The organism is Pseudomonas sp. Irchel 3E20, assembly GCF_900187645.1.
In the GTDB taxonomy this organism is placed as follows: domain Bacteria; phylum Pseudomonadota; class Gammaproteobacteria; order Pseudomonadales; family Pseudomonadaceae; genus Aquipseudomonas.
In genome coordinates, this window is record NZ_FYEE01000002.1 from 608,271 (window position 1) to 632,585 (window position 24,315).

The 24,315-nt window shown below is 60.8% G+C and carries 26 protein-coding genes and 4 tRNA genes; 17 read left to right on the forward strand and 13 right to left on the reverse strand.

The annotated features are described in order from the left end of the window. Positions 1 to 32: 32 nt before the first annotated feature. Positions 33 to 1,043 (forward strand): aspartate-semialdehyde dehydrogenase, encoded by a 1,011-nt coding sequence (locus CKW13_RS06135; protein ID WP_095107694.1) that lies wholly within the window; start codon positions 33 to 35, stop codon positions 1,041 to 1,043. A 193-nt stretch (positions 1,044 to 1,236) separates the two neighbouring features. Next, complete coding sequence (locus tag CKW13_RS06140; protein ID WP_095107695.1) at positions 1,237 to 3,762, forward strand: FimV/HubP family polar landmark protein; 2,526 nt, start codon at positions 1,237 to 1,239, stop codon at positions 3,760 to 3,762. A 60-nt stretch (positions 3,763 to 3,822) separates the two neighbouring features. Here CKW13_RS06140 and CKW13_RS06145 read toward each other — a convergent pair whose 3' ends face one another. Beyond that, positions 3,823 to 4,482, reverse strand: a complete 660-nt coding sequence (locus tag CKW13_RS06145) for a M24 family metallopeptidase (protein ID WP_095107696.1) — start codon at positions 4,480 to 4,482, stop codon at positions 3,823 to 3,825. A gap of 207 nt (positions 4,483 to 4,689) precedes the next feature. Here CKW13_RS06145 and truA point away from each other — a divergent pair, with 207 nt between their 5' ends. The 12 genes from truA to CKW13_RS06205 all read left to right on the forward strand — a co-directional run bounded on the left by truA (position 4,690) and on the right by CKW13_RS06205 (position 14,051). Next, a complete protein-coding gene (truA, locus tag CKW13_RS06150; RefSeq protein WP_095107697.1) occupies positions 4,690 to 5,514 on the forward strand; it encodes a tRNA pseudouridine(38-40) synthase TruA in 825 nt (274 codons plus the stop codon). 63 nt (positions 5,515 to 5,577) lie between these two features. Continuing rightward, a complete protein-coding gene (locus tag CKW13_RS06155) occupies positions 5,578 to 6,201 on the forward strand; it encodes a phosphoribosylanthranilate isomerase (protein WP_095107698.1) in 624 nt (207 codons plus the stop codon). 266 nt (positions 6,202 to 6,467) lie between these two features. Beyond that, complete coding sequence (gene accD, locus CKW13_RS06160; protein ID WP_095107699.1) at positions 6,468 to 7,388, forward strand: acetyl-CoA carboxylase, carboxyltransferase subunit beta; 921 nt, start codon at positions 6,468 to 6,470, stop codon at positions 7,386 to 7,388. Then, positions 7,385 to 8,692 (forward strand): bifunctional tetrahydrofolate synthase/dihydrofolate synthase, encoded by a 1,308-nt coding sequence (folC, locus tag CKW13_RS06165; protein WP_095107700.1) that lies wholly within the window; start codon positions 7,385 to 7,387, stop codon positions 8,690 to 8,692. The genes accD and folC overlap by 4 nt, the downstream gene beginning before the upstream one ends. Next, complete coding sequence (locus CKW13_RS06170) at positions 8,676 to 9,305, forward strand: SPOR domain-containing protein (RefSeq protein WP_095107701.1); 630 nt, start codon at positions 8,676 to 8,678, stop codon at positions 9,303 to 9,305. Before folC ends, CKW13_RS06170 begins: the two co-directional genes overlap by 17 nt. A gap of 99 nt (positions 9,306 to 9,404) precedes the next feature. Then, complete coding sequence (locus CKW13_RS06175) at positions 9,405 to 9,962, forward strand: CvpA family protein (protein ID WP_095107702.1); 558 nt, start codon at positions 9,405 to 9,407, stop codon at positions 9,960 to 9,962. Positions 9,963 to 10,003: 41 nt separating this feature from the next. Further along, positions 10,004 to 11,509 (forward strand): amidophosphoribosyltransferase, encoded by a 1,506-nt coding sequence (gene purF, locus CKW13_RS06180; protein WP_095107703.1) that lies wholly within the window; start codon positions 10,004 to 10,006, stop codon positions 11,507 to 11,509. Positions 11,510 to 11,575: 66 nt separating this feature from the next. Continuing rightward, positions 11,576 to 12,787 carry an O-succinylhomoserine sulfhydrylase gene (locus tag CKW13_RS06185; RefSeq protein WP_095107704.1) on the forward strand — a complete coding sequence of 404 codons (1,212 nt, stop codon included), beginning with the start codon at positions 11,576 to 11,578 and terminating at the stop codon, positions 12,785 to 12,787. Continuing rightward, the gene (locus CKW13_RS06190; RefSeq protein ID WP_176465058.1) at positions 12,784 to 13,548 is read left to right on the forward strand and encodes an SDR family oxidoreductase; all 765 of its coding nucleotides are present in this window, start codon (positions 12,784 to 12,786) and stop codon (positions 13,546 to 13,548) included. The genes CKW13_RS06185 and CKW13_RS06190 overlap by 4 nt, the downstream gene beginning before the upstream one ends. A 122-nt stretch (positions 13,549 to 13,670) precedes the next feature. Further along, positions 13,671 to 13,746: transfer RNA gene (locus CKW13_RS06195), tRNA-Val, on the forward strand. Between the two features lie 52 nt (positions 13,747 to 13,798). Continuing rightward, positions 13,799 to 13,875: transfer RNA gene (locus CKW13_RS06200), tRNA-Asp, on the forward strand. A gap of 99 nt (positions 13,876 to 13,974) precedes the next feature. Continuing rightward, positions 13,975 to 14,051 (forward strand) — tRNA-Asp (locus CKW13_RS06205). Between the two features lie 191 nt (positions 14,052 to 14,242). On the opposite strand, the gene CKW13_RS06210 is transcribed toward CKW13_RS06205, so the two are convergent. Continuing rightward, positions 14,243 to 15,526, reverse strand: a complete 1,284-nt coding sequence (locus CKW13_RS06210; RefSeq protein WP_095107705.1) for an FAD-binding oxidoreductase — start codon at positions 15,524 to 15,526, stop codon at positions 14,243 to 14,245. Between the two features lie 183 nt (positions 15,527 to 15,709). Between CKW13_RS06210 and CKW13_RS06215 the strand changes: the two genes are divergently transcribed. Then, a tRNA-Val gene (locus CKW13_RS06215) sits at positions 15,710 to 15,786 on the forward strand. A 108-nt stretch (positions 15,787 to 15,894) separates the two neighbouring features. Here CKW13_RS06215 and CKW13_RS06220 read toward each other — a convergent pair. Then, positions 15,895 to 17,031, reverse strand: coding sequence for a tyrosine-type recombinase/integrase (locus tag CKW13_RS06220; protein WP_095107706.1), 1,137 nt, complete (start codon positions 17,029 to 17,031; stop codon positions 15,895 to 15,897). After that, positions 17,031 to 17,264, reverse strand: coding sequence for a hypothetical protein (locus tag CKW13_RS06225; RefSeq protein ID WP_034134173.1), 234 nt, complete (start codon positions 17,262 to 17,264; stop codon positions 17,031 to 17,033). Before CKW13_RS06225 ends, CKW13_RS06220 begins: the two co-directional genes overlap by 1 nt. Before the next feature lie 156 nt (positions 17,265 to 17,420). Here CKW13_RS06225 and CKW13_RS06230 point away from each other — a divergent pair, with 156 nt between their 5' ends. Continuing rightward, a complete protein-coding gene (locus tag CKW13_RS06230) occupies positions 17,421 to 17,753 on the forward strand; it encodes a hypothetical protein (protein ID WP_095107707.1) in 333 nt (110 codons plus the stop codon). Between the two features lie 131 nt (positions 17,754 to 17,884). Here the strand turns inward: CKW13_RS06230 and CKW13_RS06235 are convergent, their stop codons facing one another. The 7 genes from CKW13_RS06235 to CKW13_RS06265 form a co-directional block, all read right to left on the reverse strand. Further along, positions 17,885 to 18,169, reverse strand: a complete 285-nt coding sequence (locus CKW13_RS06235; protein WP_095107708.1) for a hypothetical protein — start codon at positions 18,167 to 18,169, stop codon at positions 17,885 to 17,887. Between the two features lie 52 nt (positions 18,170 to 18,221). Continuing rightward, positions 18,222 to 18,668 carry a hypothetical protein gene (locus tag CKW13_RS06240; RefSeq protein WP_095107709.1) on the reverse strand — a complete coding sequence of 149 codons (447 nt, stop codon included), beginning with the start codon at positions 18,666 to 18,668 and terminating at the stop codon, positions 18,222 to 18,224. Between the two features lie 295 nt (positions 18,669 to 18,963). After that, positions 18,964 to 19,278, reverse strand: coding sequence for a hypothetical protein (locus CKW13_RS06245; protein WP_095107710.1), 315 nt, complete (start codon positions 19,276 to 19,278; stop codon positions 18,964 to 18,966). 43 nt (positions 19,279 to 19,321) lie between these two features. Then, a complete protein-coding gene (locus CKW13_RS06250; RefSeq protein ID WP_256576517.1) occupies positions 19,322 to 20,323 on the reverse strand; it encodes an RNA-directed DNA polymerase in 1,002 nt (333 codons plus the stop codon). 370 nt (positions 20,324 to 20,693) lie between these two features. Further along, positions 20,694 to 21,050 carry a four helix bundle protein gene (locus tag CKW13_RS06255; protein ID WP_095107712.1) on the reverse strand — a complete coding sequence of 119 codons (357 nt, stop codon included), beginning with the start codon at positions 21,048 to 21,050 and terminating at the stop codon, positions 20,694 to 20,696. A 55-nt stretch (positions 21,051 to 21,105) separates the two neighbouring features. After that, positions 21,106 to 21,726, reverse strand: coding sequence for a DUF1566 domain-containing protein (locus CKW13_RS06260; protein WP_095107713.1), 621 nt, complete (start codon positions 21,724 to 21,726; stop codon positions 21,106 to 21,108). 75 nt (positions 21,727 to 21,801) lie between these two features. Further along, entirely contained in the window at positions 21,802 to 22,395 is a 594-nt protein-coding gene (locus tag CKW13_RS06265) for a DUF1566 domain-containing protein (protein ID WP_095107714.1), read from the reverse strand. Positions 22,396 to 22,424: 29 nt separating this feature from the next. Here CKW13_RS06265 and CKW13_RS06270 point away from each other — a divergent pair, with 29 nt between their 5' ends. Beyond that, positions 22,425 to 23,282, forward strand: coding sequence for a hypothetical protein (locus CKW13_RS06270; RefSeq protein WP_141233953.1), 858 nt, complete (start codon positions 22,425 to 22,427; stop codon positions 23,280 to 23,282). A gap of 1 nt (position 23,283) precedes the next feature. Here the strand turns inward: CKW13_RS06270 and CKW13_RS06275 are convergent, their stop codons facing one another. After that, positions 23,284 to 23,613, reverse strand: coding sequence for a hypothetical protein (locus CKW13_RS06275; protein ID WP_095107716.1), 330 nt, complete (start codon positions 23,611 to 23,613; stop codon positions 23,284 to 23,286). Positions 23,614 to 23,685: 72 nt separating this feature from the next. Then, positions 23,686 to 24,210, reverse strand: a complete 525-nt coding sequence (locus CKW13_RS06280) for a hypothetical protein (RefSeq protein ID WP_095107717.1) — start codon at positions 24,208 to 24,210, stop codon at positions 23,686 to 23,688. Positions 24,211 to 24,315 lie beyond the last annotated feature (105 nt).

A 24,315-nucleotide genomic window follows, 5' to 3' on the forward strand; every position in this document is an offset into this window, starting at 1 on the left:
CCGCTCCCCCCGTTTCGCCTGAGGTAAACCCCATGAGCCAGTCCTTTGATATCGCCGTGATCGGCGCCACCGGCACGGTCGGCGAAACCCTGGTGCAGATCCTCGAAGAGCGCGACTTCCCGGTGGGCGACCTGCATTTGCTGGCCAGCAGCGAGTCGGCGGGGCACTCGCTGCCGTTTCGTGGGAAAAACCTGCGGGTGCGGGAAGTGGATGAGTTCGATTTCGCCAAGGTGCAACTGGTGTTCTTCGCCGCCGGCCCGGCCGTCACCCTGAGCTTCGCGCCCCGTGCGACCGCAGCGGGGTGCGCGGTGATCGACCTGTCCGGCGCCTTGCCCGCCGAGCAGGCACCCCAGGTGGTGCCGGAGGTCAATGGCCAGGTACTGGCGAGCCTGGCCAAGCCGCTTCAAGTCAGCAGCCCCAGCCCTTCGGCCACCAGCCTGGCCGTGGTGCTGGCACCCTTGCAGAGCGTGCTCGACATCCAGCGGGTCAGCCTGACGGCCAGCCTCGCGGTCTCTGCCCAAGGGCGCGACGCGGTGAAGGAGTTGGCCCGGCAAACCGCCGAGTTGCTCAATGTCCGCCCGTTGGAGCCCAAGTTCTTTGACCGGCAGATGGCGTTCAACCTGCTGGCCCAGGTTGGCAAGCCAGACGCCCAGGGCCATACCCTCCTGGAAAAACGCCTGGTGCGCGAACTGCGCGACGTTCTGGCGCAGCCTTTATTGAAGATTTCCGTGACTTGCGTTCAAGCGCCGGTGTTTTTTGGCGATAGCTTTACTGTCAGCCTGCAATGTGCGGCGGCGGTGGACCTGGGCAAGGTCAACCAGGCCCTGGAAAACGCACCGGGCATCGAACTGGTGGAGGCCGGCGATTATCCGACCGCGGTGGGCGATGCGGTAGGGCAGGACGTGGTCTACGTTGGCCGGGTTCGCCACGGTGTGGACGACGCGACGGAACTCAACCTGTGGCTGACCTGCGACAACGTGCGCAAAGGCGCGGCGCTCAACGCCGTGCAAGTGGCTGAGTTGTTGATAAAAGACCTGCTGTAAAAGATACTTGGCGCCAATTTACCGAATGTTTCTGACCAGGCGCTATGCTTGGCCGAACCGGGCCTCCCGCGGGGCCCGCAGCTTCACGGAATTAATCGCGCGCACGTTCCCTACAAGGCTGCGCGCAGTGCCTTACGGCAGCGGCTACTAAACCTTCTCGCTGGCCGAGGAATGTTCAACAAAGGATGAGGCTATGGTTCAAGTTCGCAAACTGGTGCTGGCAATTGCGGCCGCCTCGGCGCTGTCCTCTGGCGTGGCGCAGGCCCTTGGCCTGGGTGAGCTGACCCTCAAGTCAGCCCCGGCCCAACCGCTGGTGGCAGAGATCGAACTGCTGGACGTCAAGGACCTCACCGCAGCCGAAGTGGTGCCCAGCCTCGCCTCGCCGCAAGACTTCAGCAAGGCCGGTGTCGACCGCCAGGCCTTTCTTGATGAATTGCGTTTCACCACGGTGCTCAACCCTGGCGGCAAAAGCGTGCTGCGGGTGACGTCGAGCAAACCGCTCACCGAGCCCATGGTCAAGTTCCTGGTGCAAGTGATGTGGCCCAACGGCCGCTTGCTGCGTGATTACAGCGTGCTGCTCGACCCGTCCAAGTTCTCCCCGCAAGCCGCCGATGCTGCGGCCCAGCCTGCACCAGCGCAAGCGGTCAACCCGACGGCGGCCCCAGTCACCGCGCCCGGCAAACCGGCGCAGCACACCACCCGCGCCCGCGACACCCTCTGGGAAATCGCGGCCAAGGCGCGCAATGGCGGTTCGATCCAGCAAACCATGCTGGCGATCCAGGCGCTGAACCCCGATGCCTTCGTCGATGGCAACATCAATCGCCTGAAAACCGGCCAGGTCTTGCGCCTGCCGGATACCACCCAAAGCACTGCCCTGGCGCAACCGGCCGCCGTCGCCGAGGTGAATGCCCAATATGTGGCCTGGCGTCAGGGCCGCCGCGCGGCGCGGGCGCAACCGCTGGATGCCACCAAGCGTGCGCGGGCCACCGTCGCCCCCAGTCAAGGGCCGAAGACGGACAAGCTGAGTTTGGTTTCGGCCAACTCCGGCAAGGGCGGCAACGACAGCAAGGCGTTGAGCGACAAGCTTGCGGTGACCCAGGAAAGCCTCGATGCCAGCCGCCGCGACAATGCCGAGCTGAAAAGCCGCATGGCCGACCTGCAAAGCCAACTGGACAAGCTCCAGCGCCTGATTGAACTGAAAAACGACCAACTGGCCAAGTTGCAGGCCGAAGGTTCCGCCCCAGCGACAGCGGCCGTGGCCAGCGCCCCGAGCCCAGGCAATCCGGCAATGCCGGCCGAACTGGTTGCTCAGCCTGCCCCTGCGGCCACTGTGGCGCCGGCCCCTGAACCGGTAGCCCCAGCGGCGAGCGAGGAGGCGAAGTACAACGATTTGCTGACCAATCCGTTGCTGTTGGGCCTGGTGGGTGGCGGCGCGGTGATCCTGCTTCTGCTGTTGCTGTTGCTGGCCCGGCGCCGCAAGGCGCAGCAAGAAGCGGAAAAGCACCTGCGCATGGCCCGTGCCCTGGCCGAAGAGTCCGACCTGTCCTCGGACATGGACCTGCCGCAAAGCAGCTTCGAAGGCCTTGACGTTCCCCCGCCGAGCGTCAACCTCGCTCCAGCTCCAGCTCCAGCTCCAGTTCCGGTGATCGCGCCGGTGGTGGTGCAGGCGCCGATTGCCGCGCCTCTGGTGGCGCCGGCCGCCGAGCGTTCCGACGACGTGCTGGCCCAGGCCCAATCCCATATCGCCAACGGTCGCCTGAACCAGGCTGCCGAGTTGCTTGAAGAAGCCATCAAGCAAGAGCCGCAACGCAGCGACCTGCGCCTGAAACTGATGGAAGTCTACGGCGAGCAGGGCGACCGCGACGCGTTCGTGGTGCAAGAGCGCCAGTTGGTGGCTAACGGTAAGAACTTTGCCGAAGTCGAACAGCTCAAGGCCCGTTTCCCGGCCATGGCAGTGGCGGCGCTCGGTGCGGCGGCAGTGGCGGCTGAGCTCGACGCCCAGTACGTCAAGGAGCTGCTGCAAGATGAGCCTGCAGCGGCCCCGGCGCCTGCCGTGGCTTCTTCGGATGAGCTGGACGCTGACTTCGACCTGAGCCTGGATGACCTGGAAGCGGCATCGCCCACCACTGTCGCCTCGGTGCCGGAGCTGGAAGCCTTCCCGCTGGACGACGACCTGAGTTTCGAGTCGGTGCTGGCGCAGCAGACCGAAGCCAAGGAAAGCCTGGACGACCTGTCGGATTTCGACTTCGACCTGGGTGCCGACCTGCCTGAGGAAGCCCTGGCCGACGAAGACCTGCTGAGCCTGGATGACGAGTTCAAAGACCTGCCGGCCGCCGAGGTGCCGACGGTCACCCAAGCCGCTCTGGATGATTTGGATTTACCCGCCGACTTTGACCTGTCCCTGTCCGACGAGCTGGACGTTCAGGCGGAGCCGGATGCCTTCTCCGCTGAGTTGGATGACGTCAACGCCGAGCTGGATCGCTTGTCCCAGAGCATGGCCGAGCCGACCTTCACAGCCGACGACGCAGCCATGGGTGACGACTCGGAGTTCGACTTCCTCTCCGGCGCCGATGAAGTAGCCACCAAACTCGACTTGGCCCAGGCGTATATCGACATGGGCGACAGTGCCGGTGCCCGGGACATCCTGGCCGAAGTGCTCACCGAGGGCGACGACGGCCAGCGCGGCGAAGCCAAGGCAATGCTCGATCGCCTGGCCTGATCCTGATACAGGTACAGCCTCTGTGGGGGAGCGCCTGAACGGCGCTCCCCCACAGTTTTTTCAGGTCAGCAAATCTTCATAAAACGCGCCAAACGCTCGGGTCGGGTGGGCGATCTGGATTTCCAGGATCCACAGGCCTACGTTCGGGCAGGCCTGGAAATCGCCCAGGTCACCCGCGCGATAGATGGCATGGGGGAAGTCGCTGACCCGGTGGCCCTTGATGTCCAGATTAAGCACCCAGCCCATGGCGCTCGCCCGTTCGGCGGCGTAGGCGTAGAGCGCCGGGCCGGCGACGTGTTCGTCGCGCCAGTAGCGGTAAACCTCATCGAACAACGTCTTGGTCGCCACTGCACAGGCCTGCATTTCGGGGTCGCTGCCGGTGGTGAAGGTAGCGCCGCAGTCGCCTTCGTGGCGGTCCCAGACCACACCCAGGTCAATCAGGAAAATATCGTCCTCACCCAGGCGCGGGTCACCGTCGGAACGCTGCTTGAAGGTTTTCAGGGTGTTGGCACCGAAACGGATCAGCAGTGGGTGCCAGATGCGGTCCATGCCCAGTTCTTCCAGTACCTCAAAGCCCATGGCGCGGGCCGCGGACTCGAGCATGCCGGGGTGAATGCGCCGGGCCATTTCATCGATGGCTTCCCAGGTCTTGCGTTTGGCATGCAGCATGCCTTCCAGGCTGTAAGCCGTGCCCACGGCTTCTTTCGGTATCGCGTTCATTGCATCAGGTCTCGGCGGTGGTTGTCGTTATATATGTGTATATATAGCGAAAGCATGTGGCCCGCTGCAATCACCCTGGCTCAGCCTATCCGCCAACAAAAACACGGCGGAACATGGCGTCGGCCGGTAGCGGCCTTATAATGGCCGCCTTTGCGTCCCTCAGCAGGCTGTAAGTCCTTGGCAAATATAGATAACGCGGCCGCCGAAATGGCGGCCGCAGGCTTTTCCCGAATCGCACTGGGTGTGGAATACAAGGGCTCGCGCTATTGCGGCTGGCAACGCCAGGCCTCGGGCGTGCTGACCGTGCAGGAAACCCTTGAGAACGCGCTGTCCAAAGTCGCCAACTCGCCGGTGTCGCTGATGTGTGCCGGGCGTACCGATGCCGGAGTGCACGCGTGCGGGCAAGTGGTGCACTTCGACACCCAGGCCGAGCGCTCGATGAAGGCGTGGGTGATGGGCGCCAATATCAACCTGCCCCATGACATCAGCGTCAGTTGGGCCAAGGTCATGCCGGCGCACTTTCATGCGCGGTTCAAGGCCATTGCCCGGCGTTACCGCTACGTGATCTACAACGATCAGATCCGCCCGGCGCATTTGAACCAGGAAATCACCTGGAACCACCGCCCGCTGGACGTACAGCGCATGGCCGAGGCCGCCAGCCACCTGGTGGGCACCCATGACTTCAGTGCCTTTCGCGCGGGGCAATGCCAGGCCAAGTCGCCGATCAAGAAGCTTCACCACCTGCGGGTTACCCAGCACGGCAAGATGATCGTGCTGGATATCCGCGCCGGTTCGTTCCTGCACCATATGGTGCGCAACATCGCTGGGGTGCTGATGACCATCGGTGCCGGCGAGCGCCCGGTGGAATGGGCCCGGGAAGTGCTGCAGAGCCGCATCCGCCGTACCGGCGGGGTAACGGCCCACCCCTATGGCCTGTATTTGGTGCAGGTCGAGTACCACGACGAATTTGAGTTGCCCGAGCGTTTTATCGGCCCGCACTTCCTTACCGGGTTCGCGGAACTTGACGGCTGACGCCTGGAAAAGCATTTGCTACCATCCGGGGCTTTCCCGGACAAGCCTTGGAGTTTTCGCGATATGGCAGCCGTTCGCAGCAAAATTTGCGGTATTACCCGCATAGACGATGCGTTGGCGGCGGTCGAGGCTGGGGCGGATGCCATTGGCCTGGTGTTCTACGCCCAGAGCCCGCGGGCGGTCACGGTGCAGCAGGCGCGGGCCATCATTGCCGCGCTGCCGCCATTCGTGAGCACCGTGGGGTTGTTCGTCAACGCCAGCCGCTGCGAGTTGGGCGAGATTCTCGATGCGGTGCCCCTGGATCTGTTGCAGTTCCACGGCGACGAAACCCCGGCCGATTGTGAAGGCTACCGTCGCCCCTATATTAAGGCGCTGCGGGTCAAGGCCGGGGATGACATCACCGCCAGTTGCCAGGCATATGCCGGGGCCAGCGGGATGTTGCTCGACACCTATGTCGAAGGTGTCCCCGGCGGCACGGGCGAGGCGTTCGATTGGGCGCTGGTGCCCAAAGGTTTGTGCAAACCGATTATCCTGGCCGGCGGCTTGTGCGCCGAAAACGTGGCCGACGCCATTGCCCGGGTTCGCCCTTACGCAGTGGATGTCAGTGGCGGGGTGGAGCAGGGCAAGGGCATCAAGGACCACGCCAAGGTTCGCGCCTTCATGCAGGCCGTTCGCGGTTGCGCGTAGAGGATGTGACGACGTGCAGTTGACTGCCGTCCATAACACCACTGTACAAAGCAGGCCGGCGCCGTCGCTGGACGGTCCGAATCGAAGTGGCGACTGCTCAAGGGCGGGCGCCTTGATGGCTGAGGATGGGCTCGCGCCCGCAGGTCAAGCCTGGCGCTGACCGCGCTAGCGAACCGATCATCGCCGCACACATGAATTTAGCTCAAGGGCATACGCGGGGCCTCGAACCTCAAGGGTTCGGGCCGCCGGTACTGGAGAAAGAAAGCATGAGCAACTGGTTAGTAGACAAACTGATCCCTTCGATCATGCGTTCCGAGGTGAAGAAAAGCTCGGTGCCTGAAGGTCTGTGGCACAAATGTCCGTCCTGCGAGGCGGTGCTGTATCGCCCCGAACTGGAAAAAACCCTGGATGTTTGCCCTAAGTGCAACCACCACATGCGGATCGGCGCGCGCGCCCGTATCGATATCTTCCTTGACCTCGATGGCCGCGTTGAACTGGGCGCCGATCTGGAGCCGGTCGATCGCCTGAAGTTCCGCGACGGCAAGAAGTACAAGGACCGCCTCACCGCTGCCCAAAAGCAGACCGGCGAGAAAGATGCATTGATCTCCATGAGCGGTACTCTGCTGGGCATGCCAGTCGTGGTGTCGGCGTTCGAGTTCTCCTTCATGGGCGGTTCGATGGGTGCCATTGTTGGCGAGCGCTTCGTGCGCGCTGCCAACCATGCCCTGGAACATCGCTGCCCAATGATTTGCTTCGCCGCCTCCGGTGGTGCGCGGATGCAAGAAGCCCTGATCTCGCTGATGCAGATGGCCAAGACCTCGGCCGTGCTGGCGCGCCTGCGTGAAGAAGGCATTCCGTTCATCTCCGTGCTGACCGACCCGGTCTACGGCGGTGTTTCCGCCAGCCTGGCGATGCTTGGTGATGTGATTGTCGCCGAACCCAAGGCCCTGATCGGTTTCGCCGGCCCACGTGTGATCGAGCAGACCGTGCGCGAAAAGCTGCCCGAAGGTTTCCAGCGCAGTGAATTTTTGCTGGAGCACGGCGCCATCGACATGATTATTGCCCGTCAGGAACTGCGCCCGCGCTTGGGCAACCTGCTGGCGCAACTGATGGGCCTGCCGACACCTGAGTACGTGGCCGCACCGATCGAACCGATCGTCGTGCCGCCGGTGCCTGCCAACCTATGACCCAGCGCACCCTTGGCGAATGGCTCGCCTACCTTGAGCAGTTGCACCCGTCGGCCATCGATATGGGGCTGGCACGCTCGCAAGAGGTAGCCGCGAGAATGGGGCTGGGCAAGCCGGCGCCACGGGTGGTCACCGTGACGGGGACCAACGGCAAGGGTTCGACCTGTGCTTTCGTGGCGTCATTGCTACGGGCGCAGGGGCTTAAGGTTGGCGTCTACAATTCGCCGCACCTGCTGCGCTACAACGAGCGGGTGCAGCTCGACGGGCGCGAAGCCACAGACGCCCAGCTGTGCGAAGCCTTCGAGGCGGTCGAGGCCGGGCGCGGCGCAACCACCCTGACTTACTTTGAGATGGGCACGCTGGCGGCATTCTGGCTGTTCCAGCGTTCGGCACTGGACGCTGTGGTGCTGGAAGTCGGCCTGGGCGGGCGCCTGGACACCGTCAACTTGGTAGACGCCGATGTGGCGCTGGTCACCAGCATCGGTGTCGATCACGTCGAGTACCTGGGTGATACCCGCGAATCGGTAGCCTTCGAGAAGGCCGGCATCTTCCGCCCGGGCGCGCCTGCGCTGTGTGGCGACCTCAATCCTCCGCAACCCCTGCTGGACAAGGCCCGTGAACTGGGTTGCCCGCTGTTTTTGCGCGGCCGCGATTTCGATCTGGGGGTGACTGAGCAATTCTGGCAATGGCGTGGGCTGGATCGGCGGGGCCAAGAGGTGCAATTGCGCGACTTGCCGTTGCTCGACCTGCCCATGGAAAACGCCGCGCTGGCCTTGCAGGCCTATTTGCTGCTGGGCTTGCCCTGGGAGGCTGGGCAGATCGCCGCGGCGCTGCGCGACACCCGGGTGGTCGGGCGCCTGGACCGGCGCCAATTCAACTGGCAGGGCAAGCGCCTGAACCTGCTGCTGGACGTCGGCCACAACCCCCACGCCGCGCAGTACCTGGCTCATCGCTTGGCCCTGCGGCCGGTGGCGGGTAAGCGCCTCGCGGTGTTCGGCCTGCTGGCGGACAAGGATCTACAGGGCGTGTTGGCGCCGTTGAGTGCCAGCGTCCGGCATTGGGCGGTCGCGCCACTGGATACGGCTCGCACTCGCCCGGCGGTGGACCTGCAAGCGGCGCTACAGAACCTTGGTGCCGCGGTGACGTCCTATGGCAGTGTGAGTGAGGCTCTGCAAGGGCAGTGCGCACAAGCGACGGAAGAGGACGAGATCCTGTTGTTCGGATCATTTTATTGTGTCGCCGAGGCCCTTCAATGGCTGGCCCGGCGCTCCACGGAGGAAGTGGCAAATGGCTTTGCTGGATAACGCTTATAAGCAGCGCATGGTCGGGGCCCTGGTCCTGGTGGCGCTGGCGGTGATTTTCTTGCCGATGTTGTTCTCCCGCCAGGATGAACAGCGGCAGGTTGTGGTCGAGGCGCCGGCGGCGCCCGCCGCCCCGGCCATGGCGCAGATTGAGGTTGAACCGGTGGTGGTACCCGAGCCCGAGGCCCTGCCCCAGGAGCCGGTACCGAGCGATGAAGAGATCGCCGAGTCGATTGCGCCTAGCGTTCCGGCGACCCCGCCGACAGCGCCCATTGCCGCCAGCAAGCCTGTCGCCCCACCTACGCCGCCCAAGCCTGCGGCGGTGCAGCCTGCGGTGCGCCCGGATGTCAGCCAAAGCCGCGTCGATGCCAATGGGTTGTCGGTGAGCTGGTCGGTGCAACTGGCCAGCCTGGCGAGCCGCGAAGGCGCCGAAAGTCTGCAGAAAACCCTGCGTAGCCAGGGCTACAACGCCTACATCCGTTCTGCGGATGGCAAGAACCGGGTGTTCGTCGGGCCATTGATCGAACGTGCCGAAGCCGATCGCCTGCGTGACTTGCTCGGTCGTCAACATAACCTCAAGGGTTTTGTCGTGCGCTTTCAGCCGGAACGCAGCTGAAAACCGCGCAATTGATTTGAAATGGGCGCGTAATCGCGGCTTACCGACCGGCATGGGCTCTGCTAAAATGCGCCGCCTTATCCGTCTGTAGGCTGCACTGTGCCATTTACCTGGGTTGACTGGGCGATCGTTGCCATCATCGCCATCTCTGCTTTGATTAGTTTGAGTCGCGGCTTCGTCAAAGAAGCGTTGTCGTTGCTCACCTGGATCGTCGCAGGAGTCGTTGCCTGGATGTTTGGTGGCTCATTGTCCGAGTACCTCGGCGGTTATATCGAAACACCCTCGGCCCGCGTGATCGCGGGCTGCGCAATCATGTTTGTCGCCACCTTGCTGGTCGGCGCAATGGTCAACTTTCTTATCGGCGAATTGATTCGCGTCACCGGGCTTTCCGGGACCGATCGTTTCCTGGGCATGGCGTTCGGCGCTGCGCGTGGCGCACTGCTGGTGGTCATCGCTGTCGGGCTGTTGAGCCTGGGGCCGGTACAGCAGGATTCGTGGTGGCAGGAGTCAAGGCTCGTGCCACAATTTCTATTGGTCGCGGACTGGTCAAAAAACCTCATTCTGGGGTGGAGCAGTCAGTGGCTGGCCAGCGGTATCAGCGTACCCGCTGAAATACCGTTCAAGGAGCACCTCTTGCCGGTCAACACGGCCCCGTGAGTGGTGTTCAGTTCAGTTTCATTAAGTAGGGGTTGCGTCGCATGTGTGGCATCGTCGGTATCGTCGGTAAGTCGAACGTCAATCAGGCGCTGTATGACGCGCTAACCGTCCTCCAGCACCGCGGCCAGGACGCTGCCGGTATCGTAACCAGCCACGATGGCCGGTTATTCCTGCGCAAGGACAACGGCCTGGTCCGTGACGTGTTCCATCAGCGTCACATGCAGCGCCTGGTCGGCCATATGGGCATCGGCCATGTGCGCTACCCGACCGCGGGCAGCTCGACCTCGGCCGAAGCTCAACCGTTTTACGTCAACTCGCCTTATGGCATCACCCTGGCACACAACGGCAACTTGACCAACGTCGAGCAGTTGGCCAAGGAGATCTACGAGTCGGACCTGCGCCACGTCAACACCAATTCGGACTCCGAAGTGCTGCTCAACGTGTTTGCCCACGAACTGGCCCAGCGCGGCAAGTTGCAGCCGACCGAAGAAGACGTTTTCGCCGCTGTCACCGACGTGCACAACCGTTGCGTGGGCGGCTACGCCGTGGTGGCGATGGTCACCGGTTACGGCATTGTCGGTTTCCGCGACCCTAACGGCATCCGCCCGATCGTCTTCGGCCAGCGTCATACCGACGAAGGCGTCGAGTACATGATTGCCTCCGAAAGCGTTTCGCTGGATGTGCTGGGCTTCACCCTGATCCGCGACCTGGCGCCGGGCGAAGCGGTCTACATCACCGAAGAAGGCAAGCTGCACACCCGTCAGTGTGCGGTCAACCCGAAGCTCAGCCCGTGCATCTTCGAGCACGTTTACCTGGCCCGTCCGGACTCGATCATCGATGGTGTTTCGGTCTACAAGGCGCGTCTGCGCATGGGCGAGAAGCTGGCCGAGAAGATCCTGCGCGAGCGTCCTGACCACGATATCGACGTGGTTATCCCGATTCCCGACACCAGCCGCACCGCGGCGCTGGAGCTGGCCAACCACCTGGGCGTGAAATTTCGTGAAGGCTTCGTAAAGAACCGCTACATCGGCCGGACCTTCATCATGCCGGGCCAGGCTGCGCGCAAGAAATCCGTGCGCCAGAAGCTCAATGCCATCGAGCTGGAGTTCCGCGGCAAGAACGTGATGCTGGTGGACGACTCCATCGTGCGCGGCACCACGTGCAAGCAGATCATCCAGATGGCCCGCGAAGCAGGTGCCAAGAACGTGTACTTCTGCTCGGCGGCGCCGGCCGTTCGCTACCCCAACGTCTATGGCATCGACATGCCCAGTGCCCATGAATTGATCGCCCACAATCGCTCAACCCAGGATGTGGCCGACCTGATCGGCGCCGACTGGCTGATCTACCAGGACCTACCTGATCTGATCGAGGCGGTTGGTGGCGGCAAGATCAAGATCGAAAACTTCGACTGTGCGGTGTTCGACGGCAAGTACGTCACCGGCGACGTTGACGAGGCCTACCTGAACAAGATCGAGCAGGCACGCAACGATGCCTCCAAGGTCAAGACCCAGGCGGTGAGCGCGATCATCGATCTGTACAACAACTGATTGAACACCGGCCCTTAGGGGCCGGTTTGCGTTTATATCTACAGAACAGAGCAAGGAGTGGGCAGCATGAGTCAGGATTGGGATGCCGGTCGGCTGGATAGCGACCTTGAGGGCGTAGCGTTCGATACCCTGGCGGTACGTGCCGGCCAACACCGCACCCCGGAAGGTGAGCACGGCGACCCGATGTTCTTCACCTCCAGCTATGTTTTTCGCTCGGCGGCGGACGCGGCAGCGCGTTTTGCCGGCGATGTGCCGGGGAACGTCTACTCGCGCTACACCAACCCGACCGTGCGGGCGTTCGAGGAGCGTATCGCGGCGCTGGAAGGCGCAGAGCAGGCCGTGGCGACCGCCACCGGCATGGCGGCCATCCTGGCGGTGGTGATGAGCCTGTGCAGTGCTGGCGATCATGTGCTGGTGTCGCGCAGCGTATTTGGTTCGACCATCAGCCTGTTCGAGAAGTACTTCAAGCGTTTCGGTATCGAAGTCGACTACGTGCCCCTGGCGGATCTGTCGGGCTGGGGCGAGGCGATCAAGGCCAATACCCGCTTGCTGTTCGTCGAATCGCCCTCCAACCCACTGGCTGAATTGGTGGACATCGCGGCGCTGGCCAAGATCGCCCACGCCAAGGGCGCGATGCTGGTGGTCGATAACTGCTTCTGTACCCCGGCGTTGCAACAGCCGCTGAAGCTGGGCGCGGATGTGGTGGTGCATTCTGCGACCAAGTTCATCGACGGCCAGGGGCGCTGCATGGGCGGCGTGGTGGCCGGCCGTAGCGCGCAGATGAAGGAAGTGGTGGGCTTCTTGCGTACTGCGGGGCCGACACTGAGCCCGTTCAACGCCTGGATCTTCCTCAAAGGCCTGGAAACCCTGAGCTTGCGCATGCGTGCCCATTGCGCCAGCGCCCAGGTCCTGGCCGAGTGGCTGGAGCAGCAGGAGGGTATCGAGAAAGTCCACTACGCGGGTCTCAAGAGCCATCCACAGCATGCCCTGGCCCAGCTCCAGCAGCGTGGGTTCGGGGCGGTGGTGAGTTTTGAGGTCAAGGGCGGCAAGGCGGGCGCGTGGCGCTTTATCGACGCCACGCGGCTGATTTCCATCACCGCGAACCTGGGTGATAGCAAGACCACCATTACCCACCCCAGCACGACGTCCCACGGCCGCCTCGCCCCGCAAGAGCGCGAGGCGGCCGGTATTCGCGACAGCCTGATTCGCGTGGCAGTGGGCCTTGAGGATGTGGCGGACCTGCAAGCTGATCTGGCGCGTGGGCTGGCGGCCTTGTGATCGAGCTGTCTGCAACGGCCAATGGCCGGGTCGCGTTGGTTACCGGCGCGGCGCGGGGGATTGGCCTGGGTATTGCGGCTTGGCTGGTATGTGAAGGTTGGCAAGTGGTGTTGGCTGATCTGGACCGCGAACGCGGCTCCAGGGTGGCCAAGGCGTTGGGGGAGGGGGCCTGGTTCGTCACCATGGATGTGGCCGATGAAGAGCAGGTCACCCTGGGCGTTGCCCAGGTTCTGGGCCAGTTCGGGCGGCTCGATGCGTTGGTGTGCAATGCCGCCGTGGCGGACCCGCACAACATCACGCTCGAAGCCCTCGATCTGGCCTACTGGAACCGGGTGTTGGCGGTCAATCTCAGTGGGCCGATGCTGCTGGCCAAGCATTGCGCGCCTTACCTGCGGGCCCACGGCGGGGCGATCGTCAATCTGACATCAACCCGGGCGGGGCAATCCGAACCCGATACCGAAGCCTACGCGGCGAGCAAGGGCGGCTTGCTGGCCCTGACCCACGCGTTGGCTATCAGCTTGGGGCCCGAGATTCGCGTCAACGCGGTTAGCCCTGGCTGGATCGATGCTCGCGACCCCTCAGTGCGCCGCGCTGAACCGCTCAGTGATGTCGACCATGCCCAACATCCGGCAGGGCGCGTGGGGACGGTCGAGGACGTGGCGGCGATAGTGGCCTGGCTGCTGTCGCGTGATGCCGGGTTTATCACCGGGCAGGAATTCGTGGTTGATGGCGGCATGACCAAGAAGATGGTCTACGCATAGCGCTGTATGGCTTTCGCTTGTGGCCTGAAGCTGATGACTTGCAGCTGTTTTGAAAAAACTTCAACCCTGCTATTGACTTAGCATCTCTATCTGCGTAAATTTCGCGGCCTCGGAGATGCAACGGGTGATTAGCTCAGCTGGGAGAGCGTCTGCCTTACAAGCAGAATGTCGGCGGTTCGATCCCGTCATCACCCACCACTTCGAGAGTCCTGCTTAGGCAGGATGGAAGCTGAAAAGCCTCCACCGACGCGCAGCGGTAGTTCAGTCGGTTAGAATACCGGCCTGTCACGCCGGGGGTCGCGGGTTCGAGTCCCGTCCGCTGCGCCATATTTTCCAGATCGGTTTTCCGTTCTGAGATTGAAAAGCTTCGCAGCTTTCCAGTCCGACGATTTAAACGGTTCACATGGACGCAAGTCCAAGCGATACGCAGCGGTAGTTCAGTCGGTTAGAATACCGGCCTGTCACGCCGGGGGTCGCGGGTTCGAGTCCCGTCCGCTGCGCCATATCTGCTTCAAGGCCCACTGAACGCCTTGCAGCAACGAAGAAAGCCTACGGCTGATTCGTATCCGATAGCAAAGACCCTGGTCGAAAGACCGGGGTTTTTTGTGTCTGCGATAAAAGCAGCCTTTAGCGGCGAGCTTTAAGCTGCAAGATAAAAGCATGGGATCTTTCTTGCAGCTTGGGGCTTCTGGCTTCAAATCCCGTACTTATCCCGCAGACCGTAATACCAGGCGCCCAGCGCCGCGAAGGGTGTGCGCAGCAATTGGCCGCCGGGGAAAGGGTAGTGCGGTAGGTCGGCAAAGGCGTCAAAGCGCTCTGCCTGACCGCGCAAGGCCTCGGCCAGCACCTTGCCGGCGAGGTGGGTGTAGGTCACGCCGTGGCCGCTGCAGCCCTGGGAGTAATAGATGTTGTCGCCCAGGCGCCCGACCTGGGGGAGGCGCGACAGCGTCAGCAGGAAATTACCGGTCCAGGCGTAGTCGACCTTCACATCCTTGAGTTGCGGGAAGGCCTTGAGCATCTTCGGCCGAATGATCGCCTCGATGTTGGCTGGGTCGCGTGCGCCATACACCACGCCGCCGCCAAAGATCAGGCGCCGGTCGCCGGAAAGACGATAGTAGTCGAGCAGGTAATTGCAGTCTTCGACGCAGTAATCCTGAGGTAACAGGCTTTGGGCCAATTCTTCGCTCAAGGGTGCTGTGGTGATGACTTGGGTGCCGCACGGCATCGACTTGGCGGCCAGCTCCGGGACAAGGTTTCCCAGGTAGGCGTTACCGGCGACGATGACGAATTTGGCTCTGACTTTCCCTTGTGGCGTATGCACCACGGGATGGGTGCCGCGTTCGATGCGTATCGCGGGAGACTGCTCATAGATGACGCCGCCTAGGGACTCCACCGCGGCGGCTTCGCCCAAGGCGAGGTTGAGTGGGTGGACGTGCCCGCCGCTCATGTCCAGCATGCCGCCCGTGTACAGGTCAGAGCCCACTACCTCGCGGATGCGGCGTTGGTCCAGCAATTCCAGTTGGGTATGGCCGTAACGCCCCCACAAGCGCTTCTGCGCCTCCAGGTGATCCATCTGCTTGGCGGTGATGGCCGCGAAGACGCCGCCGTCCTTCAAGTCGCATTGGATCTGGTACTTGGCCACGCGCTCGCGAATGATCCGACCGCCCTCGAACGCCATTTGCCCCAACAACTGCGCCTGCTGCGGCCCGACACTGCGTTCGATCACATCGATATCACGGCTGTAGCTGTTGACGATTTGCCCACCGTTGCGCCCGGAAGCGCCAAAACCGACTTTTGCCGCTTCAAGGACGGTGACCCGAAAGCCGCTTTCCAGCAGGAAGAGGGCGCTGGAAAGCCCGGTGTAACCGGCGCCGATCACGCAGACGTCGGTTTCAGTGTCTTCCTGCAAGGCTGCCCGTGTGGGCGCTGCATTGGCTGAGGCCGCGTAATAGGATTGTGGGTAAGAAGTGTTCGTCATCCTGAAATCTCTGTTTTATATTTTTTACGAGTGCCCCGATGCTACCTGAGTTGAAATTTGGCTGCCAGCCACAGCAAAAGCTTCATTGCTGGGGCGAATTTAAATATTTCGCATATTCATAGGCTTAGGTGAAAAAAAGCTGTTGACACGCTCCGGTAATTCCGTAGAATGCCGCCTCACAGCAGGCACGTAGCTCAGTTGGTTAGAGCACCACCTTGACATGGTGGGGGTCGTTGGTTCGAGTCCAATCGCGCCTACCAAACAAAATCCGCTCTGCTGGGCGGTCTAGAAGGGCTCACCGAAAGGTGGGCCCTTTTTTGTTGTCTGCGATTTGCAAAACTTTTGCAAAACTTTTGCAAAACCACCACTCAAAACGCCAATTCGGCGCCCACCTCCAGGTACTCGATCTTCTTTTCGTCGTGCCCCTCCTGATAGTGCTTCGTCATCTTCTCGTCCGTATGTCCCATTAGCGCTTGGATGTACTCCTGCGGGAATTTCTGCTGCTCGTACAGCCATGCACCCAATGCGCGGATCTCGTGAAAAGTGGGCCGCTCACCGGCTGGCACATGGTCGTAAGCGTGCGCCGCGTCCCTAGCCTTGCTGAACTCCTTGGTCAAGTAGTCGGGAGTCACTGAAGTCCAGTGATCCTTGGCGTCGATCTGTTCCCGCCGGCGGGCCTTGGGCTTGTAGTGGATGAGGTAGGGCGATGCCAGCGGTGAGCGCAGGCATTCTCCGACTACCTCCCGCAGCGCTGCACCCATGGTGATCCTAAGGTGCACCGGGTTTTCGTAACCTTGGGTTTTCCCTGGCGACACGGTCAGCGTGTTCTTCTCCATATCGGCCGCCGACTTCAGCCAGGTCACGATGTCGTCCCGGCGCTGAAGACTGGCCAGCGCCAGGCGGATTGCGCGTTTCAGCCAGGGTGGCGTGGTCACCGCTTCGATGATCAGCTTCAACCCATCGAGTGTGTGGCGCTGCCGCTTCTTCTCTGCCTCCTTTTTCACCAGGGTGAGTTCCGCGTTGTTTCGCTCGGCCAGGCCCTTGGCCACCGCAAAGGCGAAGATCTGCACCCAGAGCCCGCGGTGTTTCGTGTAGGCGTTGTTGCCGAAGTTGTCGAGGTACTCGGCCATAGCCAGCACGTCCAACTGCCCGATCAGGCGGTCACCCAGATCCTTCCGGTACCGCTCGAGCTTGAACTTGATCTCCTCCAGGGTGCGCACTGCGTATGACCGGTCCGGCAGCCATTCTTCTTCAAAGCGCGTCAGCAGGTTGCTTACGATTGGCAGGCGATCGCCGGTCAGTAAAGACAGCAGCGCGCCGTCATCGACAACCAGCTCGGCGAACTTGAGATTGGCGGCCCGGGCCAGCTTGATTGCCTCCTCTAAAGACCGGTTGATACTCGTCATCACTCCGGTGACTGGGTTGCGATACCGCCAATACTTTCCGTTCGGGTAGAGGTTCGGTGGTAGTTTTCTGTTTTGCAGCGTGCGAGGCCGGGCAGCCATCAGCCTATCTCCAGCATCTTGGCCAGCAGTGGGTCACTCGACCCCATTACTGCCGCCTGCACATCGACGAAATACATCCCGCCCTTTACCTCTCCAATCACTTCGCCTTCCTCGATCCATTTTTTCAACTGCTGCAGGCTCGGCTTTCCGCCTACGTACCTTAGCTTTCTGTATTCGCCTGCCTCCATGAGGCGCGGCAACTTGACCGTAATCTGGGCAAGAACTTTTGCCATAATGATGCTCCGCGCCGCGTGGCGGCAGAAGGTGGTTTTATGAAAGCGTCACCCGACAATTGGTAGCATTACTGGCGTTGACACTCCCGGTTACTAGAGCGAATATTTTTCTCCGTGCTGGTTTCATCGAAAGCAAACAAGAAGGAGACCGCAAATATGATGCGAAGAGGTTCCAAGTATTGGCTTTGGGCTGACTGCGAGCTGCATTGCCGCTTGCATGACGAAGTGCTTAGTGACGGCACCATCATTGATGTTCAGGCAAGAGTTTCCAGGAAAGGAAGAACACAGCTTTTTATCGGTATTTACGATAAAAGTGGATTTGCAATATTTGAAGAAGCACACGACCATCTGCCGAACGACACTATGACTACTGCGCTTGCTTGGGGTGTTGGTCGAGCACGTGCAGTCGCGTCCGGCAATGTGGTAATAGGGGCGCCAAGTGCCGGTCTTCCATTGACTCCTCAGACCCAGAGAACATCTGCAGCTTAAAATCAATCGGTAGCCGGCACTTAATCGCTCGAATACGTAAGCGCTGGCTACCACTCACTGCTACAAACTCGCGTTTCTGTCATTGAAATCCTCGCCCGCCGCTCACCGGCAGGCATGTAGGGGGATTGGGGTTAGGCGCCCTTGAACGGGACGACGTTTTCGAGTTCGCGCTTCACGCCACCGGCATCGCGGAAGGTTTTCCATTCGGTATGGTGTGCTGGGCAGTAGTCGACGTTCGGCGCGACCTCGGTGGCGTGGAACTCACAGACCGGCCTGTCGCAAGTCTTTCCGTCGCCAACTGGGTAATCACAAAGCTGCGTCCCAACGTCACCGCATTCGGCGCAGTGCGGGCCAAGGTCTCCGCATAGGTGTCCGGTGGGCTTTCGGTTCTTGTCGTAGATCCGGTAGCACGCCATTACCCGGGCATCCTGGAGATGAAGACATAGGCGAACCAGAGGGGGGCGATCATCAATAGTCCTCCCAGTTCAAGCCTTGGATGTATTCGTTCGGGATGGTCAGGGCTGCGTCCGGTATCGCGCTTTCGACCTGAGCGTTGCCGAAATACCCGAGAGCCGTCTTGGCACGTTCCAGTGACAACTGGGCATGCTTCATCTGCCAGAACTTGCGGGCCTTGTAAGAGCGCAGTGCCAGCGCCTTGTCGGCGTAGGCGAAGCGCCGGCCCCACTCAGCACCCTCTTTCAGCACGCGCTTACGACGTTTCTTGACAGCCTCAGCAGTCCAGCTGTATTGCGGGCCTTTGATGAGATCACAGGTATAGGTGTCGCCGATGTAGTAGCAGTGGGCGGTTTCCCCGATCACGTGGTATGTGACGCAATGAACTTCTAGGCCTTCTGGGCCAATCGTGTCGATGTAGCGGAAGTGGTCCGGCCAAGCTTTTTGAGTTTCTTCAGGCATGACTTCGTCCTTGCCGCTATAGCGGCTGGCTTTGAAGGGGGGAGGCGTTTATTTGAAAACGATCCTGGACGAGATAGAGAGTTGTGCTAGAAATGACATGTCGGACATGAATTTCAGGTGTTTGTTGTTGAAATGCTCAGCCGGCTGGCGCTCTATCAAGTCATTAGAGCGCGCCCTTCAAGCTGTGGGCAGTGATTCAGTGGACCGAAGTAGTTAGCTGCGAGTTAAACAACTCCCTTCCTCTGGGCTAGTAACTCCACGCCTTGGTCCACTGGTCACATCTTCGCCCAGTTGCTCATACAGCCTCCCTCCCTACCAGATCATGGTCATTCATAGCGGCTGGTGTTTCGTGGCCAGGGCATCCACCGCCAGAGAAATCGAATCCTTCACACTGCGGTCCGAACGGCAAAACTTCCTTGCCCAGGGCGAGCGCTTCGAGCAGGTGGTCTGTGGACTCTTCGGCGGTGCACTTGGTGCCGTCGGCGCGTTTGAACATCCCACTCAATTGGCGCTTGCTGAACTCCCGCAGTGCGCCCCGCACGCTCAAGTGAATGTGGAAGGTGCGGCCGTTCGGGCCAAATGGATCTGTCGGTTTGTTTCCTGTAGACATGGGGAGTCCTTGCCGGGCCTTGCCCGGGCGGTGGAGTGGGGAGTTACTTCTTCTGGTAGGTCTTCGTCAGCGCCGCGTTGACCGTGTTGCCGCGCCTCAGTACGACATTGGCCAGGGCAGCCCGGTGCCTCTGGCTGTGACTGGCCTGGCTGAGCAGGCCGAAGTAGCTGTTGGCCGTCTCGCGCAGATCCTCGGCGGGCGCCGCGGCGGTTCGCTTCAGTGCCTGGGCCAGGGATCGCTTGCGGGTTGTCCTGCACCAGGGCTTGATGATGTGGCCAACGAAGTCAACGCCGCGGTCTACCGGTTGCAGGATGGTCTTGGTCGGGTTGAGTCTGGCGCCCAGGCTGGGCAGGAACGCTTCGACCTGGGCGAGCCACTGGTTGAGCTGCTGCGGCGATTCATGCAGGAACACGAAGTCATCGACGTAGCGAATGTAGTGCTTGGCTTTGAGCTGGTGCTTGGCGAACTGGTCCAGGGCGTTCAGGTACACGTTGGCGAAGAACTGCGAGGACAGGTTGCCGATGGGCAGGCCCAGGTGTGAAGGCTGGGCAGCAAGGCGCTTGTGCTGCGGCACCCGGTTGAACAGATGGGCCGGGCTGCGCACCTCGTAGTCTTCGCGAGGGTCGTGCATCAGGATCTGTTCGGCCAGGGCCAGCCACCAGGGTTCGGTGATCTTGGCGGCCAGTTGCCTGCGCAGCACCTCCTTGTCGATGGCGACAAAGAAGTTGGCCAGGTCCAGCTTGAGGTAGAAGACGGGCTTCGACCAGTTCTGGCTGGCACTGCGGATCTTCGACTCAAGGCGCTTTGCGGCGTACAGCGTGCCGCGCCCTTTGATGCAGGCACAGCTGTCGGCGATGAAAGTGGCCTCGATACCGGCGCCGATGTGGTTGTACAGCAGGTGGTGCACGACGCGATCCCGAAAGGCTGCTGCCCAGACTTCCCGGGCTTTCGGTCGTGTAACGACGAAGCAGATGGAGCGGCCTGGCCGGTAAGTGCCGGCGGTCAGGTCGTTGTGAAGCGCTACCAGGTTCTGTTCCAGGTTCATCTCGAAAGCCAGCGCGCTGTCGCTGTTGCGCTTGGAGCGCCGGCAGTCGTAGTAGGCCTGGACCAAATCGCAGAACGGGTAGGGACCAACAGTCGAATCTGCGGACGGGGCGGACGTGGAGCTCGTTGTTCTTGTCGTTGTTGTTCTGATGGCCATCATCGAAGTTCATGTTGAATGCGTTGTTGGCGGAGCGCTGCGACCTATCGTGCTATCTACGTCGCCGAGCCGAAGGCATAGCCGATCAGCAAGGAAACTGCGCAAGACCTGCCCGGACGCTTTAGACCGGCGGTATCTTTGATGCGCATGGCGGTGACCCTGGGGTCAGCGGCACGACCAGATTCAATTCGCACAGACCTGAAAGCCGTGGCTCTCAGATGGCGGGCGCGGTTGGGGTGGAGCGTTTCCAGGCGTTGGCCTGCTTGCCAATGGAGGTTGTTACCTCGATGGCCTTGGCATGCTGCGGGATGCTGATGATGCGGCTCTCCTTGAAGAGGCGCATCAGGAACTCAACCACCTGCACCCTCTCGACCAGTTGCGTTAGGTGAGGGCGTTTATCTTTGGTGGCATTGGCCCGGGCGATCAGCATCAAGACTTCAATGCACTCGTCGATGATGCGCTTTCCGAGTGACTGCTTGAGGTCCCGAGGGATGTTCCGGGTCAGGGTGGTGGCCATGTACAGCAGGCCCATGGCGGCTTTGTAGATCGATAATTCGGTGTGCATTCCCATTGCGGTACAGCTCCTAGAAGCAACCGCCCGCGAGCGGGCGGATTAAATAAGCGAATTAATCAATAAGCTCGCTGCGGACGGGGCGGACGGGGAGCTCGCTGCCCTTGACGTCGTAGCTCTGATGGCCATCATCGAAGCCCATGTAGAATGCGGTGTAGGCGGAGCGCTGCGTGCTGGAGTAATACCAGCGCGGCTGGAAGGCCTCGGGGCCGCCCACCTTGAACGCCTCGACGGCCGTCTGCCCGGGCAGCTCTTCGGTGTACAGCTTGCCCACCGGCAGGCTGTTTGGGTTGTCACCGTCCCGGCCCCAGCAGTAGTTGGCGTCGGTCGTTGGCTTGAGGTTGCGGTACTGCAACTCCTGCTGGTCACGGGCAGGGATCGCCCAGTCGCTGAAACCGCCGATGCTCAACCCCAAAACCTTCTGAGCCAGCTCGCTGCCCGCCGCGGCCATGGCCTCGGTGTTGGCCCGACCATCAATGAAGCTGTCCGCGCCCTCGATCAGCGCGCCGCGCTTGCCCCAGGTGCCGCACAGTTCGTGCTCGGCGCCGGCGGTGATGTTCAGGTAACGCTTGCCCGTCTCCAGATCGACGGTGATGCCGGAGACGAACCCGCCGCCGTAGGCCTCGCCGATCTGGGGGAGGGTGGTTGCTGGTGCTGCTTTGGCTGTTACTGGCATGGTGATTCCTCTTTTCGTGGGCAACAAAAAAGGCGCTGCTGCGCCTCGGGCCGATCAAAAGCAATGAATGAAGGACTAAATAAATTTCCTGCGGACGGGGCGGACGTGGAGCTCGTTGTCCTTGCCGGTGCCGTACTGATGGCCATCAACGAAGTACATGTTGAATGCGCCGTAGGCGGAGCGCTGCGAAGATGACCAGTAGGCGCCCTCGGCAATCAAGTCGTACGCCCAGACCTGGTAGAGCTGGGATGCCGCCGGCAGGTCGAAGTCGCTATGGCCGTCAGCGGTGTATGCACGGGCCGCTTCGGCTGCTGGGTGGCCACCTGCCGCGATCAGCGCATCTGTATTGGCCTTGCCGTCCCACTTGCTGATGGCTTTCGACTCTTCTTTGTAGCGGCCCCACCTGAGCTCGCCCAGGCTTTTGGTGCCGAGGATCAGGTGGTGGGCAGGCACATCGCCGCGGGCAGGAACGAAGCCGGCGTTGATGCCGCCTTCGCCGGGCCAGTGCTCGCCGATGGCTGGGATGTCACCCGCCGAAATCGGCTGAACATTCGCAGCCGGCGGCAGTGTCTGAGAGAGCATGCCGAGCGCGAACAACTGCACCATGCGCTCTGCGGGGCCCTTGAGCTTGAAGTCGTCAATCTCGACTGAAATCGTCTTGGCTTTCATTGGTATTCCTCAGGTAGGCGCCGCCCTCCGTGACCGGTGGTGGCAATTTGGTTTGGGTTGAGATAGCTTTCAAAAAATCTAAACGCAAGGCGAGTCAGTTCATGGACGAGAGTAGGCAGGAAATTAGCCCAGACGTGCTTTTGCAATTCCAAAAGTTTATCGATGGTTGCTCTGGCCGAACTAAATGGGCGTCAGTCAATGCCGTTTCACACATTAAAAAAGCGGTAGAGATTGCCGAGGTCGATCCGATGATGGCCGCGTTTCGAGCTATCTGTGCGGAGGAGGAGGCTGCAACAGCATTAATATGTTCCCTCAAAGAGCAAGATTATCCAGGCTCCTCTAAGCTTTATTTCAGGCATCATGCTCATAAGCACGCAGTTATCTTATTCGTCGAAACAGTAATTCAATGGTTCAAAAATAGGAAAGCCCAGACTGGGGAAAACTTTGGTAAGCATCGGGTATTCTTTGATGATGTTAATGGTCGCGTAGGATTGCATTTGGCTTTGCAGCTTGGAAATTCGAATATGCAAGTCCAGCCGACGCCACCACTTCACCTCATGTCGCAGGGAGCAAGAACACTCGCTGAAGAATTTCAAGATGAGTTGAAGGAACTCCTTGGATTTGAAAAAACATCAGAAATTCGCACGATGATTGAGCAGCGTGCTAATTTGAGGAATACCATACTTTACGCGACTCCGGAAGGAGTTCCACAGCCTACTGGTAACGTCAAAAACTTTATAGAAAACCAAATTAGAATTGTGAATTCATTATTTACTGCGTTAGCGTTAATCGACCCATGGAGAGCTCCTGAATATCCGAACTCAGGCATTGTTACTGTGTCGATTGAAGTTTTTTCGGCTTTAATGGCACGGGTAACGAAAGATTAATCTACGACATTACCGGGTATTGGATTTCATCACCAGGATCCTGCTGAATAATCAATAAGCTTTTCCTGTCGAATTCTCGCGCCACGTTTTCCGATATCTCGAATTCGTGGCGCGGCGGCTCAAGGAGCGCTTTGGACTTCGAGCCCAGCTCATGAAGCCGATGAATCATCAGCGTCATCGCCTCGCCCTGCTCAGTAATGCCGGACCACTCCATCAGATCGGCCAGGGCCTGGCGCGTTCCAGGCCGAACCCTGAGTCTCAATTCCTCTTCGGCATTCGCTAAGCGCTTCCTGGCGGTTTTTGCCGAGCGCTCCTGCGGTGTTTTCGCCATGGCCTACCTCTTCTATTCCGCTGGCCGGCAGTGCGAGCCAGGTTTGACGTTTGCGTTGCTGTGGGCGCTTCTTCATCGGAAGGCAGGGCTCAGCTTTGGATAGTTGATGTCGTAGGCATCAATGAGTCGGTAGAGCAGGCTGGAGCTGATCCCGACCGAAAGGCAGCATTGCTGGCGGTTGATGCCCTTCGCGATGCACTCCTTTATCTGGATGACCAGCAGGGCCTCTATTTCTGGGGTGGCCTTGTTGGGTGGGGTGGTTGACTTGCCCCTCACCAGAAACTGAATGCCGTATCGCCTCGCCACCCCCTTCAGCACGCCAAGTGTGATGCCTTCTTGCTGACATATTTCGGTTCGGCACAGGGTCTTGGCCAGTTCGCGGATGCGGCTGACTTGCTGTTCTGTTTCGGCCTTGACTGCGGGTCGATGAAAGCTGGGTGGCTGTCGGCGCTCTTCTGGGTTTTTTTGAACTGCCGGAGCGGGCTCTGGTGCATGAATTTTGCCGCCCGCTGCCAGGTACAGGGCTGTTTGTGCGGCAATCTCGTTTGATTTTGGTCGGAGTTTCTCGACCATGCTGAGGTGGTTGCTGATGTGCATGGCAGCCTCACTTGATTCGGAGTGAACTTTCACCGCGCTCCAAGTGAGCCCATTTCGGCTCCTCGAGCAGCTCATGTTCGGCATCCTCGCCGGCGGCCATACGCT